The 17,777-nt window shown below is 68.3% G+C and carries 17 protein-coding genes; 8 read left to right on the forward strand and 9 right to left on the reverse strand.

All coding sequences use genetic code 11. The features are described 5' to 3' along the window. Positions 1-80 precede the first annotated feature (80 nt). The 7 genes from ACKTTN_RS03355 to ACKTTN_RS03385 all read right to left on the reverse strand — a co-directional run bounded on the left by ACKTTN_RS03355 (position 81) and on the right by ACKTTN_RS03385 (position 6,220). The gene (locus ACKTTN_RS03355) at positions 81-434 is read right to left on the reverse strand and encodes a hypothetical protein (protein WP_407908457.1); all 354 of its coding nucleotides are present in this window, start codon (positions 432-434) and stop codon (positions 81-83) included. 66 nt (positions 435-500) lie between these two features. Further along, positions 501-1,721 (reverse strand): ABC transporter permease, encoded by a 1,221-nt coding sequence (locus tag ACKTTN_RS03360; RefSeq protein ID WP_407908458.1) that lies wholly within the window; start codon positions 1,719-1,721, stop codon positions 501-503. Beyond that, positions 1,721-2,419 (reverse strand): ABC transporter ATP-binding protein, encoded by a 699-nt coding sequence (locus ACKTTN_RS03365; protein ID WP_407908459.1) that lies wholly within the window; start codon positions 2,417-2,419, stop codon positions 1,721-1,723. Before ACKTTN_RS03365 ends, ACKTTN_RS03360 begins: the two co-directional genes overlap by 1 nt. Next, entirely contained in the window at positions 2,416-3,675 is a 1,260-nt protein-coding gene (locus tag ACKTTN_RS03370; RefSeq protein ID WP_407908460.1) for an efflux RND transporter periplasmic adaptor subunit, read from the reverse strand. Before ACKTTN_RS03370 ends, ACKTTN_RS03365 begins: the two co-directional genes overlap by 4 nt. Positions 3,676-3,682: 7 nt before the next feature. Further along, complete coding sequence (locus ACKTTN_RS03375) at positions 3,683-4,357, reverse strand: YIP1 family protein (protein ID WP_407908461.1); 675 nt, start codon at positions 4,355-4,357, stop codon at positions 3,683-3,685. Positions 4,358-4,435: 78 nt separating this feature from the next. After that, positions 4,436-5,236 carry an ABC transporter permease gene (locus ACKTTN_RS03380; RefSeq protein ID WP_407908462.1) on the reverse strand — a complete coding sequence of 267 codons (801 nt, stop codon included), beginning with the start codon at positions 5,234-5,236 and terminating at the stop codon, positions 4,436-4,438. A gap of 33 nt (positions 5,237-5,269) precedes the next feature. Next, positions 5,270-6,220 carry an ABC transporter ATP-binding protein gene (locus ACKTTN_RS03385; protein ID WP_407908463.1) on the reverse strand — a complete coding sequence of 317 codons (951 nt, stop codon included), beginning with the start codon at positions 6,218-6,220 and terminating at the stop codon, positions 5,270-5,272. A 91-nt stretch (positions 6,221-6,311) separates the two neighbouring features. On the opposite strand from ACKTTN_RS03385, the gene ACKTTN_RS03390 reads away from it, so the two are divergent. The 8 genes from ACKTTN_RS03390 to ACKTTN_RS03425 all read left to right on the forward strand — a co-directional run bounded on the left by ACKTTN_RS03390 (position 6,312) and on the right by ACKTTN_RS03425 (position 12,394). Further along, on the forward strand, positions 6,312-7,109 hold the full coding sequence (locus ACKTTN_RS03390) for a ferredoxin--NADP reductase (protein WP_407908464.1): 798 nt from the start codon (positions 6,312-6,314) through the stop codon (positions 7,107-7,109). Between the two features lie 215 nt (positions 7,110-7,324). Beyond that, a complete protein-coding gene (locus ACKTTN_RS03395; protein WP_407908465.1) occupies positions 7,325-7,906 on the forward strand; it encodes a hypothetical protein in 582 nt (193 codons plus the stop codon). A 3-nt stretch (positions 7,907-7,909) separates the two neighbouring features. After that, on the forward strand, positions 7,910-8,110 hold the full coding sequence (locus tag ACKTTN_RS03400) for a helix-turn-helix transcriptional regulator (protein WP_027083673.1): 201 nt from the start codon (positions 7,910-7,912) through the stop codon (positions 8,108-8,110). After that, positions 8,107-8,268 (forward strand): hypothetical protein, encoded by a 162-nt coding sequence (locus ACKTTN_RS03405; RefSeq protein WP_407908466.1) that lies wholly within the window; start codon positions 8,107-8,109, stop codon positions 8,266-8,268. Before ACKTTN_RS03400 ends, ACKTTN_RS03405 begins: the two co-directional genes overlap by 4 nt. Positions 8,269-8,303: 35 nt before the next feature. Continuing rightward, a complete protein-coding gene (locus ACKTTN_RS03410) occupies positions 8,304-9,809 on the forward strand; it encodes an alpha/beta fold hydrolase (protein ID WP_407908467.1) in 1,506 nt (501 codons plus the stop codon). 7 nt (positions 9,810-9,816) lie between these two features. Further along, positions 9,817-10,563 (forward strand): ABC transporter ATP-binding protein, encoded by a 747-nt coding sequence (locus tag ACKTTN_RS03415; protein WP_407908468.1) that lies wholly within the window; start codon positions 9,817-9,819, stop codon positions 10,561-10,563. Continuing rightward, the gene (locus ACKTTN_RS03420; RefSeq protein WP_407908469.1) at positions 10,560-11,744 is read left to right on the forward strand and encodes an ABC transporter permease; all 1,185 of its coding nucleotides are present in this window, start codon (positions 10,560-10,562) and stop codon (positions 11,742-11,744) included. Before ACKTTN_RS03415 ends, ACKTTN_RS03420 begins: the two co-directional genes overlap by 4 nt. Positions 11,745-11,869: 125 nt before the next feature. Then, positions 11,870-12,394 carry a hemerythrin domain-containing protein gene (locus ACKTTN_RS03425; RefSeq protein ID WP_407908470.1) on the forward strand — a complete coding sequence of 175 codons (525 nt, stop codon included), beginning with the start codon at positions 11,870-11,872 and terminating at the stop codon, positions 12,392-12,394. Between the two features lie 98 nt (positions 12,395-12,492). Here ACKTTN_RS03425 and ACKTTN_RS03430 read toward each other — a convergent pair whose 3' ends face one another. Together ACKTTN_RS03430 and ACKTTN_RS03435 are read right to left on the reverse strand one after the other, a co-directional pair. Further along, complete coding sequence (locus ACKTTN_RS03430; RefSeq protein WP_407908471.1) at positions 12,493-13,548, reverse strand: energy transducer TonB; 1,056 nt, start codon at positions 13,546-13,548, stop codon at positions 12,493-12,495. 191 nt (positions 13,549-13,739) lie between these two features. After that, entirely contained in the window at positions 13,740-17,657 is a 3,918-nt protein-coding gene (locus ACKTTN_RS03435) for an ATP-binding protein (RefSeq protein WP_407908472.1), read from the reverse strand. Positions 17,658-17,777: the final 120 nt, after the last annotated feature.

The raw sequence follows: 17,777 nt of genomic DNA on the forward strand, positions 1-17,777 counted from the left end.
CCCCTGGTGAGCGGGCGTCCCCACGCCCGTACCGGGATTTTCGCGATCGCCCTGCGCGCGCACAAGGCGCGCGACGTGGCTCAGTGGTGCGCGGGCTTCTTGGCGCCGAAGTGCACGCCCTGTGCGTCCAGCTGCATGCACATCGTCTTGCGCTCGCCCTTGGTCATCGCGTTGACCCGCTTGGACTCGGCGGCGTACGCGTTGGCGAACCTGGCGTCGAAATCCTTGGGCAGCATGTGGCGCGCGCTGAGCATCTGCTTCGCGCCTTCGCGCGCATTGCGACGGTGCTCGTCGGCAGTGCCCGGGCCGCAGGTCGCGGCGGCGATCGCGCCGGCGGCGCTGGCATGGATGACGTCCGACGCGGTCATCGTCGGTGCGGCCGACGCCGCGGTGGCGGCGACGAGAAGCGCAGTGGCGAGGAAGGTACGGAGCATGTCGGCGCGTCCTGCAGTGGAATGCGCCGGATTCTAGCGACGCATTCTGAACCCGCCGTCACGGCATCATTCGTAACGCAGCGCTTCGATCGGATCGAGACCGGCCGCCTTCGACGCCGGCATCAGGCCGAACACCACGCCGACCAGCGCCGAGAACCCTGCGGCGACCAGCACCACCCACAGCGGCACGCTGGCCGGCGGGAAGTTCGGGATCAGCGCCGCGATGCCGGCACCGGCGCCGAAGCCGAGCACGATGCCGACCACGCCACCGAGCAGCGCGAGCAATGCGGCTTCGAGCAGGAACTGCACGAGGATGTCGCGACGCGTTGCGCCGAGCGCTTTGAGGATGCCGATCTCGCGCGTCCGCTCGGTCACCGACACCAGCATGATGTTCATGATGCCGATGCCGCCGACCAGCAGCGAAATGCCGACGATGCCGCCGAGCACGGCGGTCGCGGTGCCGGTGATCTTCTCGAACTGCTGCTTGAACGAATCGGCGGCCTGCACCTTGAAGTCGTCGTCGACGCCGGGCTTGAGGCCGCGGCTCGCGCGCAATGCGCGCCGCGCGCGTTCGCGCACGGCATCGAGTTCTTCCATGCGCTGCGCGGTGAACGACGCGCTGATCATCGGCTCGGAGGAATTGCCGGTCATCGCGCGCGCGACGTCGAACGGAATCGCCACGTAGTCGTCCTGGCTGAAGCCGAACACTTCGCCCTTGGGCTCCATCATGCCGACGACCTTGAACCAGTCGCCGCCGAGCTTGATGTACTCGCCGACCGGGTTCCTCGGCAGGTGCAGGTCCTCGCGCAGCTTGGCGCCGATCACCGCGACGTGCCGATGGCCGGCGTCATCCGCGGGCACCAGGAAGCGCCCGACCTGCGGATAGCGCGCGCGCACCTGCTGGAATTCGCTGCTGGTGCCGAGCACCTGCGGATTGCTGCTGCGGCCGTGCCAGCTCGCAGGCGCGGCCGGCACCACGAGGATGGGCGCGACTTCGCCGACGCCGACCACGCGGCGGCGCAGCGCGTCGATGTCGCGCGCGGTCAGCGTGTTGATCTTGCCGCTGCGGAAGTTGTCGTTGTCGTTGACCGCGTCGACGCTGAGCGTGGTGCCGCCGATGTCGGCGAACTGGCCCTTGATCGATTCCGACAGGCCCTGCACCAGCGACACCACCGCGATCACGCTGGCGGTGCCGATCAGGATGCCGAGCGTGGTCAGGAAGCTGCGCATGCGATGCGCGGACAGGCTGGCCAGCGCGGCGCGGAACGCTTCGAACAGGGCCTGCATCAGTGCACCCGGGCCGCGCGCGGCGGATTGCGCACGTCGTCGACGATGAGGCCATCGTGCACGCGCAGCACGCGATGGCAGTGCGCGGCGATGTCGGGTTCGTGCGTCACCACCACCACTGTCTGGCCCTGAGCGTGCAATGCATCAAACAGCGCCATGATTTCGGCGGAGGTCTGCGAGTCGAGGTTGCCGGTGGGTTCGTCGGCGAGCAGCAACGACGGTTCACCCACGAGCGCGCGCGCGACCGCGACGCGCTGGCGCTGGCCACCCGACAGCTGGTTGGGACGGTGGTCGAGGCGATTGCCGAGCCCGACTTTCGTCAATGCATCCGTGGCGCGGCGCACGCGTTCGGCGCGCGGCATGCCGCGATACACCAGCGGTTGCATCACGTTCTGCAGCACGCTCTGCCGCGGCAGCAGGTGGAAACTCTGGAACACGAAACCGATTTCGCGGTTGCGCACGCGCGCGAGTTCGTCGTCGTCCATGCCGGCGACGTCGCGACCGTTGAGCACGTAATGCCCTTCGCTCGGCGAATCGAGGCAGCCGAGCAGGTTCATCAGCGTGGACTTGCCGGAACCGGACGGCCCGGTCAGCGCAACGTATTCGTTGCGGCCGATCGACAGGTCGACGCCGCGCAAGGCGTGCACCGTTTCCTCGCCCATCGTGTAGCGCTTCACGATGCCGGCCAGCTCGATCACTTGGCGGCCTCGCCGTCCTTCGTGTCCTCGAGCTCCTTCGCGCTCTTCTCGACCACCGCGTCGCCGTCGTGCAGCATGCGCAGCGTCTTCGCCGGGCCGATGATCACGCGATCGCCCGACTTCAGCCCCGACGCGATCGCCTGCCAGCGGTCATCGGCGACACCCGTCTTCACCGGCAGCTTGCGCGCACGGCCGTCGCGCGCGACCCACACGAATGTCTTGGCGACCACCGCCTTCGCGGCCTCGTGCCTGGGCGCCTTGTCGTCGTCGACTTCGGCGGCCGCGGTCTCGTCGCCGTCGTCCATCACCGCTTCGACCGGCACCGCGAGCTGCGGGCGGCCGTCGCCGAGGTAGACGTCGGCGCGCGCGCTCATGCCCGAGCGCAGGTTCAGGCCGGTCGGCGGATCCAGCGTCACCGTCACCTTGTAGGCGCGCGCCTGGCCTTCGATGGTCGGCGCCAGCGCGATCTTCTCGACGCGTCCGTGCAGCGCGATGTCCGGATACGCGGCGGGATACACGTCGACGGCCTGGCCGATCGACACCTGGCCGATGTCGGCTTCGTCGACCTTGAGCTCCGCGGTGAGTGCGGAGACGTCGGCGATCTTCATCAGCTTCGCGCCGGCGAGCGCGTTCGTCGACGGGATCGCGGTTTCGCCGACCTTGATCGGCAGCTCGACGATGCGGCCGCTCATGGGCGCGCGGATCTCGGTCTTGGCGAGCTGGTCGTAGGCGTCGCCGAGCACGGCCTGCGCCTGGTGCAGGCTTTCGCTGCTGGTCGCGAGCTGCGCGCGCGCCTGCTCGAGCGCGAGGCGATCTTCCTCCAGCTTGTTGCGATCGATCAGTTGCTGCGCGGCCAGTTTCTGGCTGCGCGCGTACTGCGCTTCGCGCAGCTTGAGCGTCGCGCGCTGGCGTTCGATGTCGATCTGGCCTTCGCGGCGACCGGCCGAGCTGCGGTCGATCGCATTGCGATACGTCTTGGGATCCAGCGTCATCAGCAGCTGGCCCTTCTGCACCACGTCACCTTCGGCAACGAGGATGCGCTCGACCTTCGCGACGACTTCGGCGGTCAGGTTCACCTCGGTGCCGTAGGCGAGCGTGCCCGAGGCGAGGATGGTCGGCCGCACCGCACGCGCGGCGAGCGGCTGCACCTGCACCGGCGTGCCGTGCTCGCCGTGCAGGCGTCGCAAAGCGAACGGCAGCACGAGGACCGCCACGACCAGCCCTGCGGCCAGCCCCTTCTTGGTAGTCGGACTCATCGAGATCTCAGCCGGGAATCAGCGCCATCACGGCGTAGACGACGAGGTACGGCAGCACGACGACCAGCAGCGACTTGGCCCACGACGCGCCGGTGAACGTGCGCCAGCCGAGCGCCGCGAGGAACATGCACCACAGCGACAGCAGGTCGAAACCCTGCGCGAGGCGGTGCCAGTGCGAGCCGGTGCTGTCGACCATCAGCGGGTCGACGTGGGTGAGCATCAGCGATTCGATCGCGGTCTGCGGCGACATCGTCATTGCGCCGACCAGGCCGACCAGCGTACCGAGTGCACCCGGCATCGCCGACCACGCGACCAGGCTGACGCCGTGCTTGTAGCCGAGCGCCGCACCGGTGACCTTCGATGCCAGCCAGTAGTACAGACCGATCACGGCGAAGATCAGCGCGACCGCGATCGGCCCGGTGATGGCGCCGAAGATGCCCATCTTCTGGGCGCCCGGCATCATCGACTTGGCCTGCGCGATTTCCTTGGCGGTCATCGTCGCGCGCTTGGCGTCGAACATGTGGTCGAGATACCAGGACGCATCGACGCGCGAGAAATACGCGAGCGTGAACACGACGGTCAGCGCGGCGAGCACCAGCCAGGGCACCAGGAACGTCGGGCGTTCGCGTTCAGCGGCGAACACCTTCGACGGCTGCAGAAAAATATCGACGAGCTTGGCCATCCCTGTCCCTCCCCGGACGTTGGTGGCGCGGACTGTGGACCGCGTGGGTTCCGGCCGCAATGGGCCGGAGGTCACAGTCTAGCTGCGCAGGCCGACGCCGCGCTTGAGCAACCACAGCGCGAGCGCGGCGAGCGCGGCGACGAACGCAAGCATCAACCCGTAGGCGACGGCGAGCGGTACGTCGCTGCGGTCGAGCAGGCCGTAACGGAACGCGTTCACCATGTAGAAGATCGGGTTGAGATGCGTCGCCGCTTCCGCCCACGTCGGCAGCAACTTCACCGAATAGAACACGCCGCCCAGATACGTGAGCGGCGTGAGGATGAAGGTGGGCACGATCGCGATGTCGTCGAACTTCTTCGCGTACACCGCGTTGACGAAACCGGCGAGCGCGAAGATCGTCGCGCCCAGCAGCACGGTGGTGAACGTCACCAGCGGATGCGGCACGCGCACGTGGGTGAAGAACATCGCGATGATCAGCACGATCGCGCCGACCATCAGCCCGCGCAGCACGGCGCCGGCGACGTAACCGGTCAGGATCACCCAGTTCGGCATCGGGCTGACCAGCAGCTCTTCGACGTGCCGGCCGAACTTGGCGCCGAAGAAACTCGAGCTGATGTTGCCGTAGCTGTTCTGGATGATCGACATCATCACCAGGCCCGGCACGATGAAGTCCATGTACTTGATGCCGTCCATCTGGCCCACGCGCGAGCCGATCAGGCCGCCGAAGATCAGGAAGTACAGCGTCATCGTGATCGCCGGCGGCACCAGCGTTTGGCCCCAGATGCGCAGGATGCGGTGTACCTCGCGGCGCACGATGGTGCCGAGCGCGATGAGGTGGCCGGCGCGCGGCGTCTGGACGATTGCGGAAGATGTGGACATCGGGGTTCCGTGTAAGCGTCGGCGTTCGAAGCGTCAGACCGCGGCGGTGCCGGCGTTCTCGCCGGTCAGTCGCACGAACAGCTCTTCGAGGCGGTTGGACTTGGTGCGCATCGAACGCACCCGGATGCCGGCGGCGTCGAGCGTGGCGAACACGCGGTTGAGGTCCATGGCGCGCGGCATGTCGATGTCGAGCGTGTGGTCGTCGGTGGCGGTCATCTCGGTGCCCTCGACCTGCGGCAGCGCCGCCGGCAGCGTGCCGTCGATGTCGAGCACGAAGCCTTCGACGTCGAGCTTGGCCAGCAGCGACTTCATCGAACCCTGCGCGACGATGTTGCCGCGGTCGATGATCGCGACGTTGCGGCACAGGCTCTCGGCTTCCTCGAGGTAGTGCGTGGTGAGGATTATGGTGGTGCCGGACGCGTTGATGTCCTTCAGCGTCTTCCACATGCCGCGGCGGATCTCGATGTCGACGCCGGCGGTGGGTTCGTCGAGGATCAGCAGGCGCGGCTGCGTCATCATGGCGCGGGCGATCATCAGGCGACGCTTCATGCCGCCCGACAGCGTGCGGCTCATGACGTTCGCCTTCTCCCACAGCTGCGAGCGGCGCAGTTCGACTTCGGCGCGCTTGAGCGCGTCCTCGCGCGGCACGCCGTAGAAACCGGCGTAGTTCACGAGGATGTCGATCGGCTTCTCGAACATGTTGAAGTTGATTTCCTGCGGCACCAGCCCGATCTGCCGCATCGCCGCCGCGCGGTCGCGCGTGAGGTCGATGCCGAACACGTCGACGGCGCCGGAAGTCAGGTTAACCAGCGAGCTGACGATGCCGATCAGCGTCGACTTGCCTGCGCCGTTGGGGCCGAGCAGCGCGAAGAAATCGCCGGGCATGACGTCGAGGGAGACACCCTTGAGCGCCTCGACGCGGTTGTCGTAGGTCTTGCGCAGGTCGCGCACGGACAGCGCGGGAGTGGGAACGGCTGCGGCCATGTCAGGGCTTCGAACGGCGATCCCGCTAGTATAGGCAGCCCGTGCATGCGCCCCGCGCGCTGCAGTGTTCCAGCGGCCGCGCCGTCGCGCGATGTGCGTGGCCCGTCAGGATTCGAACGCCTTGGCCATCGTCCAGTTTCCGCTCCAACTCGTCTCGCGCCGCATGCTCGCGCCCAGCGTCGGGCATTACTCGTTCGTGCGTGGCGATGGTCAGCCGCTGGACTTCATCCCCGGCCAGTTCATCCAGGTGCATTTCGAGTACGCGGACGGCACCGCGACCAAGCGCAGCTATTCGCTGGCGACGATCCACGACCACGCGATCGGCCCCGGCGAAGCGGTGGAGATCGCGGTGAGCTACGTGCCCGGCGGCGCGGCGACCGCGCTGTTCGAAGGGCTGGAGATCGGCGGCACGGTGAGCGCGAGCGGGCCGTTCGGGCGCTTCTGCCTGATGCCGGCCGATGCGAATCGTCGCTACCTGCTGATCGCGACCGGCACCGGCGTCACCCCGTACCGCGCGATGCTGCCGGAGATCGAGCGGCTGATCGGCACGCGCGGCATCGAGGTCGTGCTGCTGTTCGGCGCGCGCACGCCGGAAGAACTTCTGTACGGCGACGAGTTCCGGGCGTTCGCCACGAAGCATGCGTCGAACTTCCGCTTCGTTCCCTGCTTCTCGCGCGAGCTGCCCGCCGCCGGTTCGCCGCATGCGCACGCCGACGTGCGACATGGCTATGTGCAGCAGTTCCTCGGCGAGTTCGCGCCGAACGCCGATGGCGACATCGCCTATCTCTGCGGCAACCCGAACATGGTCGACACCTGCTTCGACGCGCTGAAGGGGTTCGGCCTGCCGGTGCCGCACGTGCGTCGCGAGAAGTACGTCAGTTCGAAGTGACGCGTCCAGCGACGCGGCCGGATGCCGGCCCGCGAAGCGCATGGCACCGACCGGCGCGGGCGCCGCGTCCGTCATCCGTCGCGAGAAGTCCGTGAGCTCCGGGCAGGAATGGCCGTTCTGCAGGCCCGACCACTCGTCGGCAGCCGTGTAAAGCACGCTTGACACGCCTGCGGGGCGGTCCTAACGTGCCTGTCAAGTTTGTTTGACAGGCCGTCATGACCCGTTTTTCGCCCCGTACTCTCATCGTCACCGGCGTGCTGGTGCTCGCCGTCGCCACGGTCTTCGAACTGTTGCTCGCCGACCGCGTGCCCGATTTCTTCCGCGGCCTGCTGTTCGGTATCGGCGCCGCCATGTGCTTCGCGGGCGTGCTGCGCTCGCGCATGCCGGACCCCTGCGACGCCAGCACGCCGGCACTGCGCAAGCGCTACGTGCGCGAGTTCACGCCGCCGATGGTCGGCTACGTCGTCACCCTGATGGGGTCGGTGTGGCTGCTGAAGACGATCAGCGATCCGGCGCTGCGCGCGGTGGTCGCGCTGGCGCCGGTTCCGTTCGTCGCGCTGACGATGCGCGCGGTGATCCGCTACATCCGCGACACCGACGAATTGCAGCGCCGCATCGAGATCGAGGCGGTGAGCATGGCGACCGCGCTGGTGTCGCTGGGCTACTTCGCCGCGGGGCTGCTGCAGTCGGCGAAGGTGATCGACATCCCGTCCAGCGCCGCGATGATCTGGGTGTTCCCGCTGATCTGTCTGGTCTACGGCCTCGCCAAGGTCGTGATCGCGCGCAGGTTCGCGTAAGCCATGGAAAGCCGGGTGCGGGAATTGCGCGAGACGCAGGGCTGGTCGCAGGGCGAACTCGCCGAGCGGCTCGCGGTGTCGCGGCAGACGATCAATGCCATCGAAACCGGCAAGTACGACCCGAGCCTGCCGCTCGCGTTCCGCATCGCGCGGCTGTTCCGCGAACCGATCGAATCCATCTTCATTCCTGGAGACCTCGCATGAACCTGTTGCATGACCGCCGCATCGTGCTCGCGCTCGTCGCGATCGCCTGCGCCGCGCTCGCCATCGGCGCCGACCGCCCGGTGTTCGCCACCGTCCTGTTCCCGGCCGTCTTCATCTCGATGTTCCGCCGCACCCGCCTCGGCCCGCCGTCGGCGTGATCGCCGCTGTCCGCCCGACTCACTGGAAGGAATCCATGTCCCGCACCCGCATCCTTGCGACGGCTGTCGCCGTCGTGCTCGCCGGCTGCAGCGCCGCCCCGCACGGGCCCGCTGCCAAGCCCGAAGCCGAGTCCGCCAAGCGGACCGTCGGCCGAATCGAATTCGAACCCTGCGCGCTGTCGAGCGCGCTCGCCGCGCAGACGCTCGACGGCATGTGCGGCACGCTCGCCGTGCCGGAAGATCCGGCGAAGCCGAACGGTCGCAAGGTGAACCTGCGCATCGCCTGGCTGCGTCCCGGTGACAACGCCGATGTGGCCGCTGATCCGGTGTTCTTCCTCGCCGGCGGCCCCGGCCAGGCGGCGACCGAATACGCGGCGCCGGTGTCGACCGCGCTGCATGAAGTGCTGAAAACGCGCAACGTGTTCCTCGTCGACCAGCGCGGCACCGGGCAGTCGGCACCGCTCGATTGCCCGAAGGAACTGCGCGACGAATACAAGGATCGCGAGGACGACACCGCGATCGGCGAATACGCCGGCAAATGCGCGGCGGCGCTCAAGAACGATCCGCGCTTCTTCACCACGACCGTGGCGGTCGAGGATCTCGACACCGTGCGCAAGGCGATCGGTGCGGAAAAGATCGACCTTGTCGGCGTGTCGTACGGCACGCGCATGGCGCAGCAGTACGCGATGCGCCATCCGCAGCAGACCCGCGCGGTGGTGCTCGATGGCGTGCTGCCGAACGACGTGGTCGCCGGTGGCGAGTTCGCGCGCACGTTCGAACGCACGCTCACCCTGCGTGCCAAGGCCTGCGCGAGCGATCCCGTGTGCAGCAAGCGCTATCCGCAGGACCTGCGCGCGCAGCTGGCGACGCTCAAGCAGCGCCTCGCCAACGCGCCGGTCGATGTCGAATACCGCGACCCCGCGACCGGCGAGTCCAAGCACGACAAGCTCACGTCGCAGACGGTCGTCGGCCTGACGCAGCTGTTCTCGTACGTACCGCAGGCCGCCGCGCTGTTGCCGGTGGTGGTCGACGAAGCCGTGCACGAACGCTACGGCCCGCTGATGGCGCTGGCCTCGCTCGGTGGCGAGTCGATGGCGGGCAGCATGAATCGCGGCATGCAGTGGTCGGTGATCTGTGCGGAGGATGCGGATCGCTACGTCGAGGATCCGAACGACGCCACCACCGCACTCGGTACCGACATGGCGAAGACGTTCTTCGCCGCCTGCCGCACATGGCCGCATGGCACGCGCCCGGCCGATTTCGCCAAGCCGCTGACCGGCAACGTGCCGGTGTTGCTGATGTCGGGCGAACTCGATCCGGTGACGCCGCCCGAATATGCCGAGCGCGTCGCCAAGGGGTTGCCGAACTCGAAGGCCGTCGTGCTGAAAGGCCAAGGCCACAACGTGATGGGCACGGGTTGCATGCCCAAGCTCATCGGCAAGTTCATCGAAACCGCGAACACGAAAGCGCTCGACACGAAATGCCTGGAGACGGTCGCGCCCGTGCCGCCGTTCACCAGCTTCAACGGATGGGAGCCGTGAGCCGGTCATGATTACCGCACGCAATCTGCATAAAGCTTTCAAGACCAAGGCCGGCGTGGTGAAGGCCGTCGACGGCGTCGAGTTCGACGCGCGCGACGGCCAGATCACCGGCCTGCTCGGCCCCAATGGTGCCGGCAAGACCACCACGCTGCGCATGCTCTACACGCTGATGCGTCCCGACAGCGGCGAAGTGATGGTGGACGGCATCGACGCGGCGAAGGAGCCGCTGACCGTGCGTCGCGCGCTGGGCGTTCTTCCCGACGCACGCGGCGTCTACAAGCGCCTGACCGCGCGCGAGAACATCGCCTACTTCGGCGAGCTGCACGGCATGTCGACGGCGCAGATCGCCGAACGCACGCAGATGCTGTCGCGTGCGCTGCAGATGGAGGACATCCTCGACCGGCAGACCGAAGGCTTCAGCCAGGGCCAGCGCACCAAGACCGCGATCGCACGCGCACTGGTGCACGACCCGAAGAACGTGATCCTCGACGAGCCGACCAATGGCCTCGACGTCATGACCACGCGCGCGATGCGCGCCTTCCTGCAGCAGCTCAAAGCGGAAGGCCGCTGCGTGATCTTCTCCAGCCACATCATGCAGGAGGTCGCCGCGCTCTGCGATCGCATCGTGATCATCGCGAAGGGACAGGTCGTCGCCAGCGGTACGCCGGACGAGCTGCGCGCGCGGTTCGGTGAAACCAACCTCGAGGACGCCTTCGTCAAGGCGATCGGCTCCGACGAAGGACTGCACGCATGAAGACCGGACTTCTCTCCACCGTGTGGTCGGTGATGCGCAAGGAGTTGCGCGATATCTCGCGTGACCGCCGCACGCTCGCGATCGCGCTGCTGCTCGGCCCGCTGCTGTATCCGCTGATCATCATCGGCACCGGCTCGATCGCCGAGAAGCGCGCCAAGACCGAACTCGATCGCACGCTGGTGCTGCCGGTCGAAGGCATGGAACGCGCGCCGAACCTGATCGCGTTCCTCGCCACGCAGGGCATCCAGGCGAAGAAGGCGCCGAAGGATCTCGACGGCGCGGTCGCGCGCCAGGACGAGGACGTCGGCCTGCGTATCGACGCGGACTACGCGAAGGACTGGCGCGCCGGCAAGCCGGCGGTGGTCGAGATCGTCGCCGACAGCACGCGTCGCAATGCGGAGATCCCGATGGCGCGCGTGCGTTCGGCGCTGGAAGGCTATCGCGACCAGATGGGTGCGCTGCGCCTGCTGGCGCGCGGCGTGGACCCGTCGGTGACGCGCGCGGTGAACGTCGGCAGTCGCGACGTCGCCAGCGAACAGGCCAAACGCGGCCTCGTGCTGTCCTTCATGCTGCCGTACCTGCTGATCATCGGCTCGTTCCTCGGCGGCGCCTACCTGATCCTCGACGCCACCGCCGGCGAACGCGAACGCCAGTCGCTGGAACCGCTGCTGGCAACGCCCGCACGTCGCGGCGGGATCGTTACCGGCAAGATCGCGGCGGCGTGCGCGCTGGGCCTGCTGTCGCTGCTGCTCACGCTGCTTTCCTTCAAGATCAGCGCACAACTGGCGACCACGGCGCGCATGCTGGACGTGAGCTTCCTCGCCATCGCGAAGATGCTGTTCACGCTGCTGCCGATGCTGTTGATCGGCACGTCGCTGCTGACGTTCCTCGCTGCGTCGGCGAAGAGCATGAAGGAAGCGCAGAGCCACATGACGTGGTTGATGTTGCTGCCGATGCTGCCGTCGATCGTGCTGATCGCCAACCCGATCAAGACGCAGCTGTGGCAGTTCGCAGTGCCGTTCCTCGCGCAGAACCAGTTGCTGCTCAAGATCGTGCGCGGCGAAGCGATCGATCCGCAGGTGTGGGCGGTCTACCTCGCGTCAGGGTTCGGCCTTGCGCTGCTGCTGTGGTTCGCCGCGGTGCGTCGTTACCAGCAGGAGCGCCTCGCGATCTCCGGCTGATCCGGCGCGCGGCACGCCATGACGGGCCGGCCTTCGGGTCGGCCCGTCCTCGTTTACGGCTGCTTTCACCACGTATCGCCGGCACGTTGCCGACGCTGGATGCCTGACCGACCGGGAGGCCGACCATGCGCAGCATCCTCGCGACACTCAAGACCGAGCACGACCAGCTGCGTGCGTACTTCGAGCACATCAACGCCACGACCGATCGCGCGGAGAAGACGCGCGTCGAACTCCTGCACAAGATCGAAGCCGCCTTGGTGCCGCACGCGAAGTGGGAAGAGCTCGTCTTCTATCCCGCGTTGAAAGCGCGCGCGAGCCACGAACAGAAACTGCTGTGGGCGGCGGCCATGCAGGAACACCGCGCGGTCGAGCAAAGCGTGCTGCCCGACCTCAAGGCCTGCGAGCCGACCAGCCGCGAATTCGCGGGCAGCGCGAAGGTGATGGGCGAGCTGATCGACCACCATGCGAAGGAGGAGGAACGCGACATCTTCGCGGTGATGCGCGAGCTGTTCACCGCGCAGGAGCTTGCCGACATGGACGCGCAATACGAGGAGTGGAAAGCGTCGGGCTTGGGCGAGGGCGTGGCGCTGCACGCGAAGATCAAGACCGGGCTTGCGTCGATCTTCCGCTCGCCGGGGTCGCCGGGCTGACGGCATCGCGACATCGCGAAATCGCGACATCGAGCTGCAACAAAAAAGCCCGGCAGAAGCCGGGCTTTTTCTTTTGCGTGTCGCGACGTCGCGCCGGATCAGGTGCCCGGGTTGAACGAGATCGTGCGGCGGGTGGTGACCGGTGCATCGACCGGCTGGAAGCGCCAGCGCTTGACCGCATTCACTGCAGCGCGGTCGAAGATGCGCGGCGGGTTGGCGCGCACCACGCGGGCGGCGGTGACCGAGCCGTCGGCGGCGACGGTGAACTCGACCTGCACTTCGCCCGACTGCGCCGAGCGCAGCGCTTCCGGCGGGAACGCCGGCGCCGGCGTCGACAGCGCACGCAGTTCGGAGTTGCCGCCCGCAGCCGGGCGCGCGGGTGCCGCGGCCGTCTGCGCGGCGGCGCGCTGCGCGGCCTCGCGTTCGGCGGCGGCGCGGTCGGCTGCTGCCTTGTCGGCGGCGGCCTTGTCCGCGGCGATCTTGTCCGCAGCGGCCTTGTCCGCAGCAACCTTGTCGGCGGACGCGCGATCGGCGAGCTGCTTGGCGGCGACGTCCTGCTGCTTCTTCTGGTCTTCCAGGCGCTGCTTCTCGAGCTCGGCCTGCTTCTTGGCCTGGTCCTCGGCGGTGAGCTGCTGCTGCGTGGCGCGCTGCTGCGCGACCTGCTGCTGCTCGGTGATCGAGGTCTTCAGGCGGTTGAGTGCCGGATGCTTCGGATCGGCCTTCTCGAGCAGTGCGGTCAGGCGCTGCGCTTCGCTGAAGTCATCGCGGGCGACGCTCTGCTCGGTGGCGATCACCGCCATCGGCAGCAGGTCGGTCAGTGCGCTCGACACCGCCGGATCGTTCGGCGACTTGTCGCGCAGCGCGAGGTAGTACTCGATCGCGTTGTCGCCGGCCGGTGCGTACAGGCGGTTCTCGTTGTAAGCCTTGCCGGCAGCGTCGCGCAGCTGGTCGGCCGTCATCGCGGTGACCTTGTCGGAAATCACCGTCGCCGGCGTGGCGGCCGGTGCCGCGGTCGACGCGGCCGGCGTGCCCGCGGTCGGCGCGGTGTCGTTCTTGCCGCACGCGGCGAGCAGGCCACCGAGCGCCAGCACGAGGGCGGCGCGCGGCAGGACGGAGACGCGCGGCATCGGCCGGACGCGGGTATCGGAATTCATCGGTCTCACTCCCCAGAGGTGCACGCGGCGCGCGCACGCGCCTAGATCGCCCGTCGTACCTAGCTTTGTCAAGCACTTGGCGGCCGCTTTCGCGCGTGGATCGTGAAGTCCGTCGCACCCCGCCGCGGGGCGTCGCCGCAGTGCGTCAGAGAGCGACGCGATGCGGCAACCGGACCGGGCGACGCCGTGGTTCAGGCATCGACCGCCGCCTGCGAGCGTGCGCGTGCGAGTGCGAGCGCTTCGTCGATGCCGGCGAGATCGACCGGCTTCACCAGGTGCAGGTCGAAGCCCGCCGACGCGGTGCGTTCGCGATCTTCCACCTGGCCCCAGCCGGTGAGCGCGACCAGCGTGATCGCGCGGCCGAAACGCGCACGCAGTTCGCGCGCGACCGCGTAGCCGTCCGGCGGCGGCATACCGAGGTCGAGGAACACCAGGTCCGGCCGACGCACGTCGACGGTCGACAGCAACTGGTTGCCGCCGTAGGCCACGCCCACGCTGTCGACGCTGCATTCGAGCAGCATGCGCAGGCTGTCGGCCGCGTCGCGGTTGTCGTCGCAGACCATCACCCGCAGTGCGCGCGCATCGGTGGGCGCAGCGTGGTCGGTGACCGGTGTCGACGCCGCTTCGTCGACCCGCACCGGCAACGTCACCCGGAACACGCTGCCGCGGCCGACACCGGCGCTGTACGCGGTCACCCGCCCGTCGTGCAGTTCGACCAACTGGCGCACCAGGGCGAGACCGATGCCGAGACCGGTCGGCGGCGCCTGCGTGTCGATGCGGCGCCCCTGCACGAACAGGTCGAACAGTTGCGGCAGCAGGTCGGGCTCGATGCCGATGCCGGTGTCGCGCACTTCGATCGCCACATCGTCGCCATCGCGCCACGCCACCAGTGCGATGTCGCCGCCGTGCGGCGTGTACTTCGCCGCGTTGTTGAGCAGGTTCACTACGATCTGCGTGAGCCGCACCGGGTCACCGTCGATCGCGATCGCCTGCGGCGGCACCACGACCGACAGGCGATGGCCCAGCGCCTCCACCGCCGTGCGCGCGGCTTCGACAGCGGAATCGACGATCGACTGCACGGTCACGCGTTCGCGCTTGAGCTCGATCTTGCCCTGGCTGATGCGCGAGACCTCCATCAGGTCGTCGACCAGGCGTACGAGGTGATCGACCTGGCGCCGCATCATGCCGTGCAGGTCGGCCGGTGGCGCGGTGGCGACCTGGCGCTCGAGCAGCGTGATCGCCGTGCGCAGCGGTGCGAGCGGGTTGCGCAATTCGTGCGCGAGCGTGGCGAGGAATTCGTTCTTGCGACGATCGGCGAGCTGCAGCTTGGCCATCGCCTGCGTCAGCGCGTGTTGGGCGCGCAGGCGTTGCAGCGCATCCCAGCAGCGCACGGCGACGGCTTCGATCAGTTGCACGTCGGCCGCGCTCCACTGGCGTGGCTGGCGCTGGTGCGCGCCGATGATCGCGACCAAGCGCCCGTCGACGACGAGCCCCACCGACACGTTCGCGGCGATGTCGATCGCAGCGTAGGCGTCGACGACGTCGCGCGTGCGCGGATCGTTGCGCACGTCGTCGACGACGAATGCGCGGCCGGCGCGATACGCGTCGAGCTGGTCGACACCGTAGTCGGCGAGCGGCCAGCGCCCTTCGAGCGTGGCGAGCGTGTCGTCGGCGACGAACGCACCGAGTACGTCGACCGTGCCGCTCGCTTCGTCGACCTGGCAGAACGTGCAGCGATCCAGCCCGAGCTGCGTGCCGAGCACGCCGACGCCGGTGACGAGCAGTTCGCGCGGGTCGTCGATCGCGTGCGCATGGTCGGCGAGCTGCGCGAGGATGCGGTGGCGCGATTCGCTTTCGCGCAGCGCGTCGTTGGCGGTGGCGATCTCGCCGCGCGCGTGCGCGAGCTGCAGCACGCCCTGCACGCGCGCGATCAGCTCGCGCGCCTGGAACGGTTTGGTGAGGTAGTCGTCGGCACCGGCCTGTAGGCCTTCCAGGCGCGCTTCGTCGCCGGCGCGCGCGGACAGCAGGATGAGCGGAAGCGCTGCGGTTTCCGCGTTCTCGCGCAGGCGACGCAGCAGCTCGAAGCCATCGATGCCCGGCATCATCACGTCGGACAGGATCAGGTCGGGCGCGTCGTCGCGCACGCGTTGCAGCGCGTCCAGCCCATTGCTGCAGGCGATCACCTCGTGCAACGGCGACAACAGGCGCACGAGGTAGGCGCGCATGTCTGCGTTGTCGTCGACGACCAGCACGCGGTAGCGACGCGCGCCCTGCGGCGCATCGTTGCTTGCATGCTGCAACGCCTCGATGTTCGCGCCATCGGTGGACGTACCCAGCCAGCCTTCGAGTTCGTCCATCCAGCCGGCCGCCCAGGCGCCGTCGCGGTGGGACGCCGGGCGCGTCTCGTCGACCTGATCCTCGGGCAGGTGCGCGCGGCCGGTCGGGATGGACACGGTGAAACAGCTGCCTTCGCCCGGCACGCTGTACACGCTGACGTTGCCGCCATGCAGGCGCGCCAGTTCCTGTACCAGCGCCAGGCCGATGCCGCTGCCTTCGATCGAGCGCCCGGCCGCGCCTTCGACGCGATAGAAGCGTTCGAACAGGCGGGCCTGCGCATCGAGCGGAATGCCGCAACCGGTATCGCGCACGACCAGGTCGAAATGCGCGCCGTGGTCGATCACCGACAGGGCGATGCGGCCGTCGAGGGTGAACTTGAACGCGTTCGACAGCAGGTTGAAGACGATCTTTTCCCACAGGCCGCGATCGAGATAGACCGGCGCCTCGATGGTCGCGATGTCGATGTCGAACTCGATGCCGGCGCGCTCGACCGCCGAGCGGAACATGCTGGCGAGGTCGCGCGTGTACGCGGCGACGTCGATGCGCTGGAAGCTCGCCTGCATGCGCCCGGCTTCGATGCGCGAGAAATCGAGCAGCGTGTTGACCAGGCGCTGCAGGCGGCGGCCGTTGCGTCGCGCGGTCTGCAACAGCTCGTGGTCGACGCCGGCGTCACCGCGTTCGGCGAGTTCATCCAGCGGCGACAGGATCAGCGTCAACGGCGTGCGCAGTTCGTGGCTGACGTTGGAGAAGAACGCGGTCTTGGCGCGATCGAGTTCGGTCAGCTGTTCGGCGCGACGCGCCTGGTCTTCGAACGCGGCGGCGTCGGCCATCGCGTTCGCCACCTGCGCAGCAGCGAGTTGCAGGAAGCGTTCGTATTCGCCATCGAGTGCGAGCCGCGGGCTCAGGCCGACCACGAACAGCACGCTCGGCTGCTCGTCCTGCGGCGCGCGACGCAACGGCACCACGTAGGCGCGGTCGACCGGCTCCGACCATTCGCTCGGCGCGGGCAACAGGCCGTCGAAGGCATCGACGACGCCGGAGTGATGGTGTTCGAGCAGGCGCATCGCTTCGCGCGGTAGTCGCGTGCGCGACATTTCCGCGGCTGTCGCCGGCGTGCCCGTCGCCGCGACGCAGCGCGCGCCGTCGCCCTCGATGCGGTACAGCGCCGCGAACGGAAGATCGCGCCGCGCCGATTCGAGCGTGGCGACCGTGCGTGCACACGCGTCGTCCACCGAATGCGCGCCCATCGCACGCGTGAGCGATGCGATCGTCGCGAGGCGGCGTTCGGCGAGCGTGCGCTCGGTGACTTCGGTCACCACGCACAGCATCGCTTCGATCCGGCCGGTGTCGCCCTGCACCGGGCTGTAGGAGAACGTGTGGTACGTCTCTTCCTTGAAGCCGCGACGCTCGAGGTAGAGCTCGAGGCCTTCGTCCCACGTGGCGTCACCGGTGCGCAGCACGTGCTCGATGCGCGGGCCGATGTCGGGCCAGATCTCCGCCCATACATCGCGCGCGGAGGCGCCGATGAAGTCCTGCTTGACGCCGAGCGTCGGCCTGTATGCGTCGTTGCAGAAGAACGTGAGGTCCTCGCCCCAGGCCAGCCACATCGCGAAACGCGAATCGAGCATCAGCTCGACCACCGTCTTCAGGCTGCGTGGCCAGCTGTCGATGTCACGCAGCGGCGTGGTCGACCAGTCGCGTTCGGCGATGGCACGGCGCATCGATGCATCGGAACCCGTCGCGTCGCGCAGGGCAGGAGCGGAGGGGGTCATGGAGCCGGGCGGGAGAAGTGTCGGTACAGGTCCGGCAAGCGTGTCGGGTCGCACCGTGATGATTCCGTGCACGCCGCCCGCGTGCATATCCGGTCTGGATCACATGGCCCGCGCGGTCCG

The sequence above is a fragment of the Lysobacter claricitrinus genome (genome assembly GCF_045866565.1).
GTDB classification, from domain to species: Bacteria; Pseudomonadota; Gammaproteobacteria; order Xanthomonadales; family Xanthomonadaceae; genus Cognatilysobacter; species Cognatilysobacter claricitrinus.

Coding starts and splice junctions, on each gene's coding strand:
- ACKTTN_RS03355 (WP_407908457.1), bottom strand. CDS start 434: ATGCTCCGTACCTTCCTCGCCACTGCGCTTCTCGTCGCCGCCACCGCG.
- ACKTTN_RS03360 (WP_407908458.1), bottom strand. CDS start 1,721: ATGCAGGCCCTGTTCGAAGCGTTCCGCGCCGCGCTGGCCAGCCTGTCC.
- ACKTTN_RS03370 (WP_407908460.1), bottom strand. CDS start 3,675: ATGAGTCCGACTACCAAGAAGGGGCTGGCCGCAGGGCTGGTCGTGGCG.
- ACKTTN_RS03375 (WP_407908461.1), bottom strand. CDS start 4,357: ATGGCCAAGCTCGTCGATATTTTTCTGCAGCCGTCGAAGGTGTTCGCC.
- ACKTTN_RS03380 (WP_407908462.1), bottom strand. CDS start 5,236: ATGTCCACATCTTCCGCAATCGTCCAGACGCCGCGCGCCGGCCACCTC.
- ACKTTN_RS03385 (WP_407908463.1), bottom strand. CDS start 6,220: ATGGCCGCAGCCGTTCCCACTCCCGCGCTGTCCGTGCGCGACCTGCGC.
- ACKTTN_RS03390 (WP_407908464.1), top strand. CDS start 6,312: ATGTGCGTGGCCCGTCAGGATTCGAACGCCTTGGCCATCGTCCAGTTT.
- ACKTTN_RS03395 (WP_407908465.1), top strand. CDS start 7,325: ATGACCCGTTTTTCGCCCCGTACTCTCATCGTCACCGGCGTGCTGGTG.
- ACKTTN_RS03400 (WP_027083673.1), top strand. CDS start 7,910: ATGGAAAGCCGGGTGCGGGAATTGCGCGAGACGCAGGGCTGGTCGCAG.
- ACKTTN_RS03405 (WP_407908466.1), top strand. CDS start 8,107: ATGAACCTGTTGCATGACCGCCGCATCGTGCTCGCGCTCGTCGCGATC.
- ACKTTN_RS03410 (WP_407908467.1), top strand. CDS start 8,304: ATGTCCCGCACCCGCATCCTTGCGACGGCTGTCGCCGTCGTGCTCGCC.
- ACKTTN_RS03415 (WP_407908468.1), top strand. CDS start 9,817: ATGATTACCGCACGCAATCTGCATAAAGCTTTCAAGACCAAGGCCGGC.
- ACKTTN_RS03420 (WP_407908469.1), top strand. CDS start 10,560: ATGAAGACCGGACTTCTCTCCACCGTGTGGTCGGTGATGCGCAAGGAG.
- ACKTTN_RS03425 (WP_407908470.1), top strand. CDS start 11,870: ATGCGCAGCATCCTCGCGACACTCAAGACCGAGCACGACCAGCTGCGT.
- ACKTTN_RS03430 (WP_407908471.1), bottom strand. CDS start 13,548: ATGAATTCCGATACCCGCGTCCGGCCGATGCCGCGCGTCTCCGTCCTG.
- ACKTTN_RS03435 (WP_407908472.1), bottom strand. CDS start 17,657: ATGACCCCCTCCGCTCCTGCCCTGCGCGACGCGACGGGTTCCGATGCA.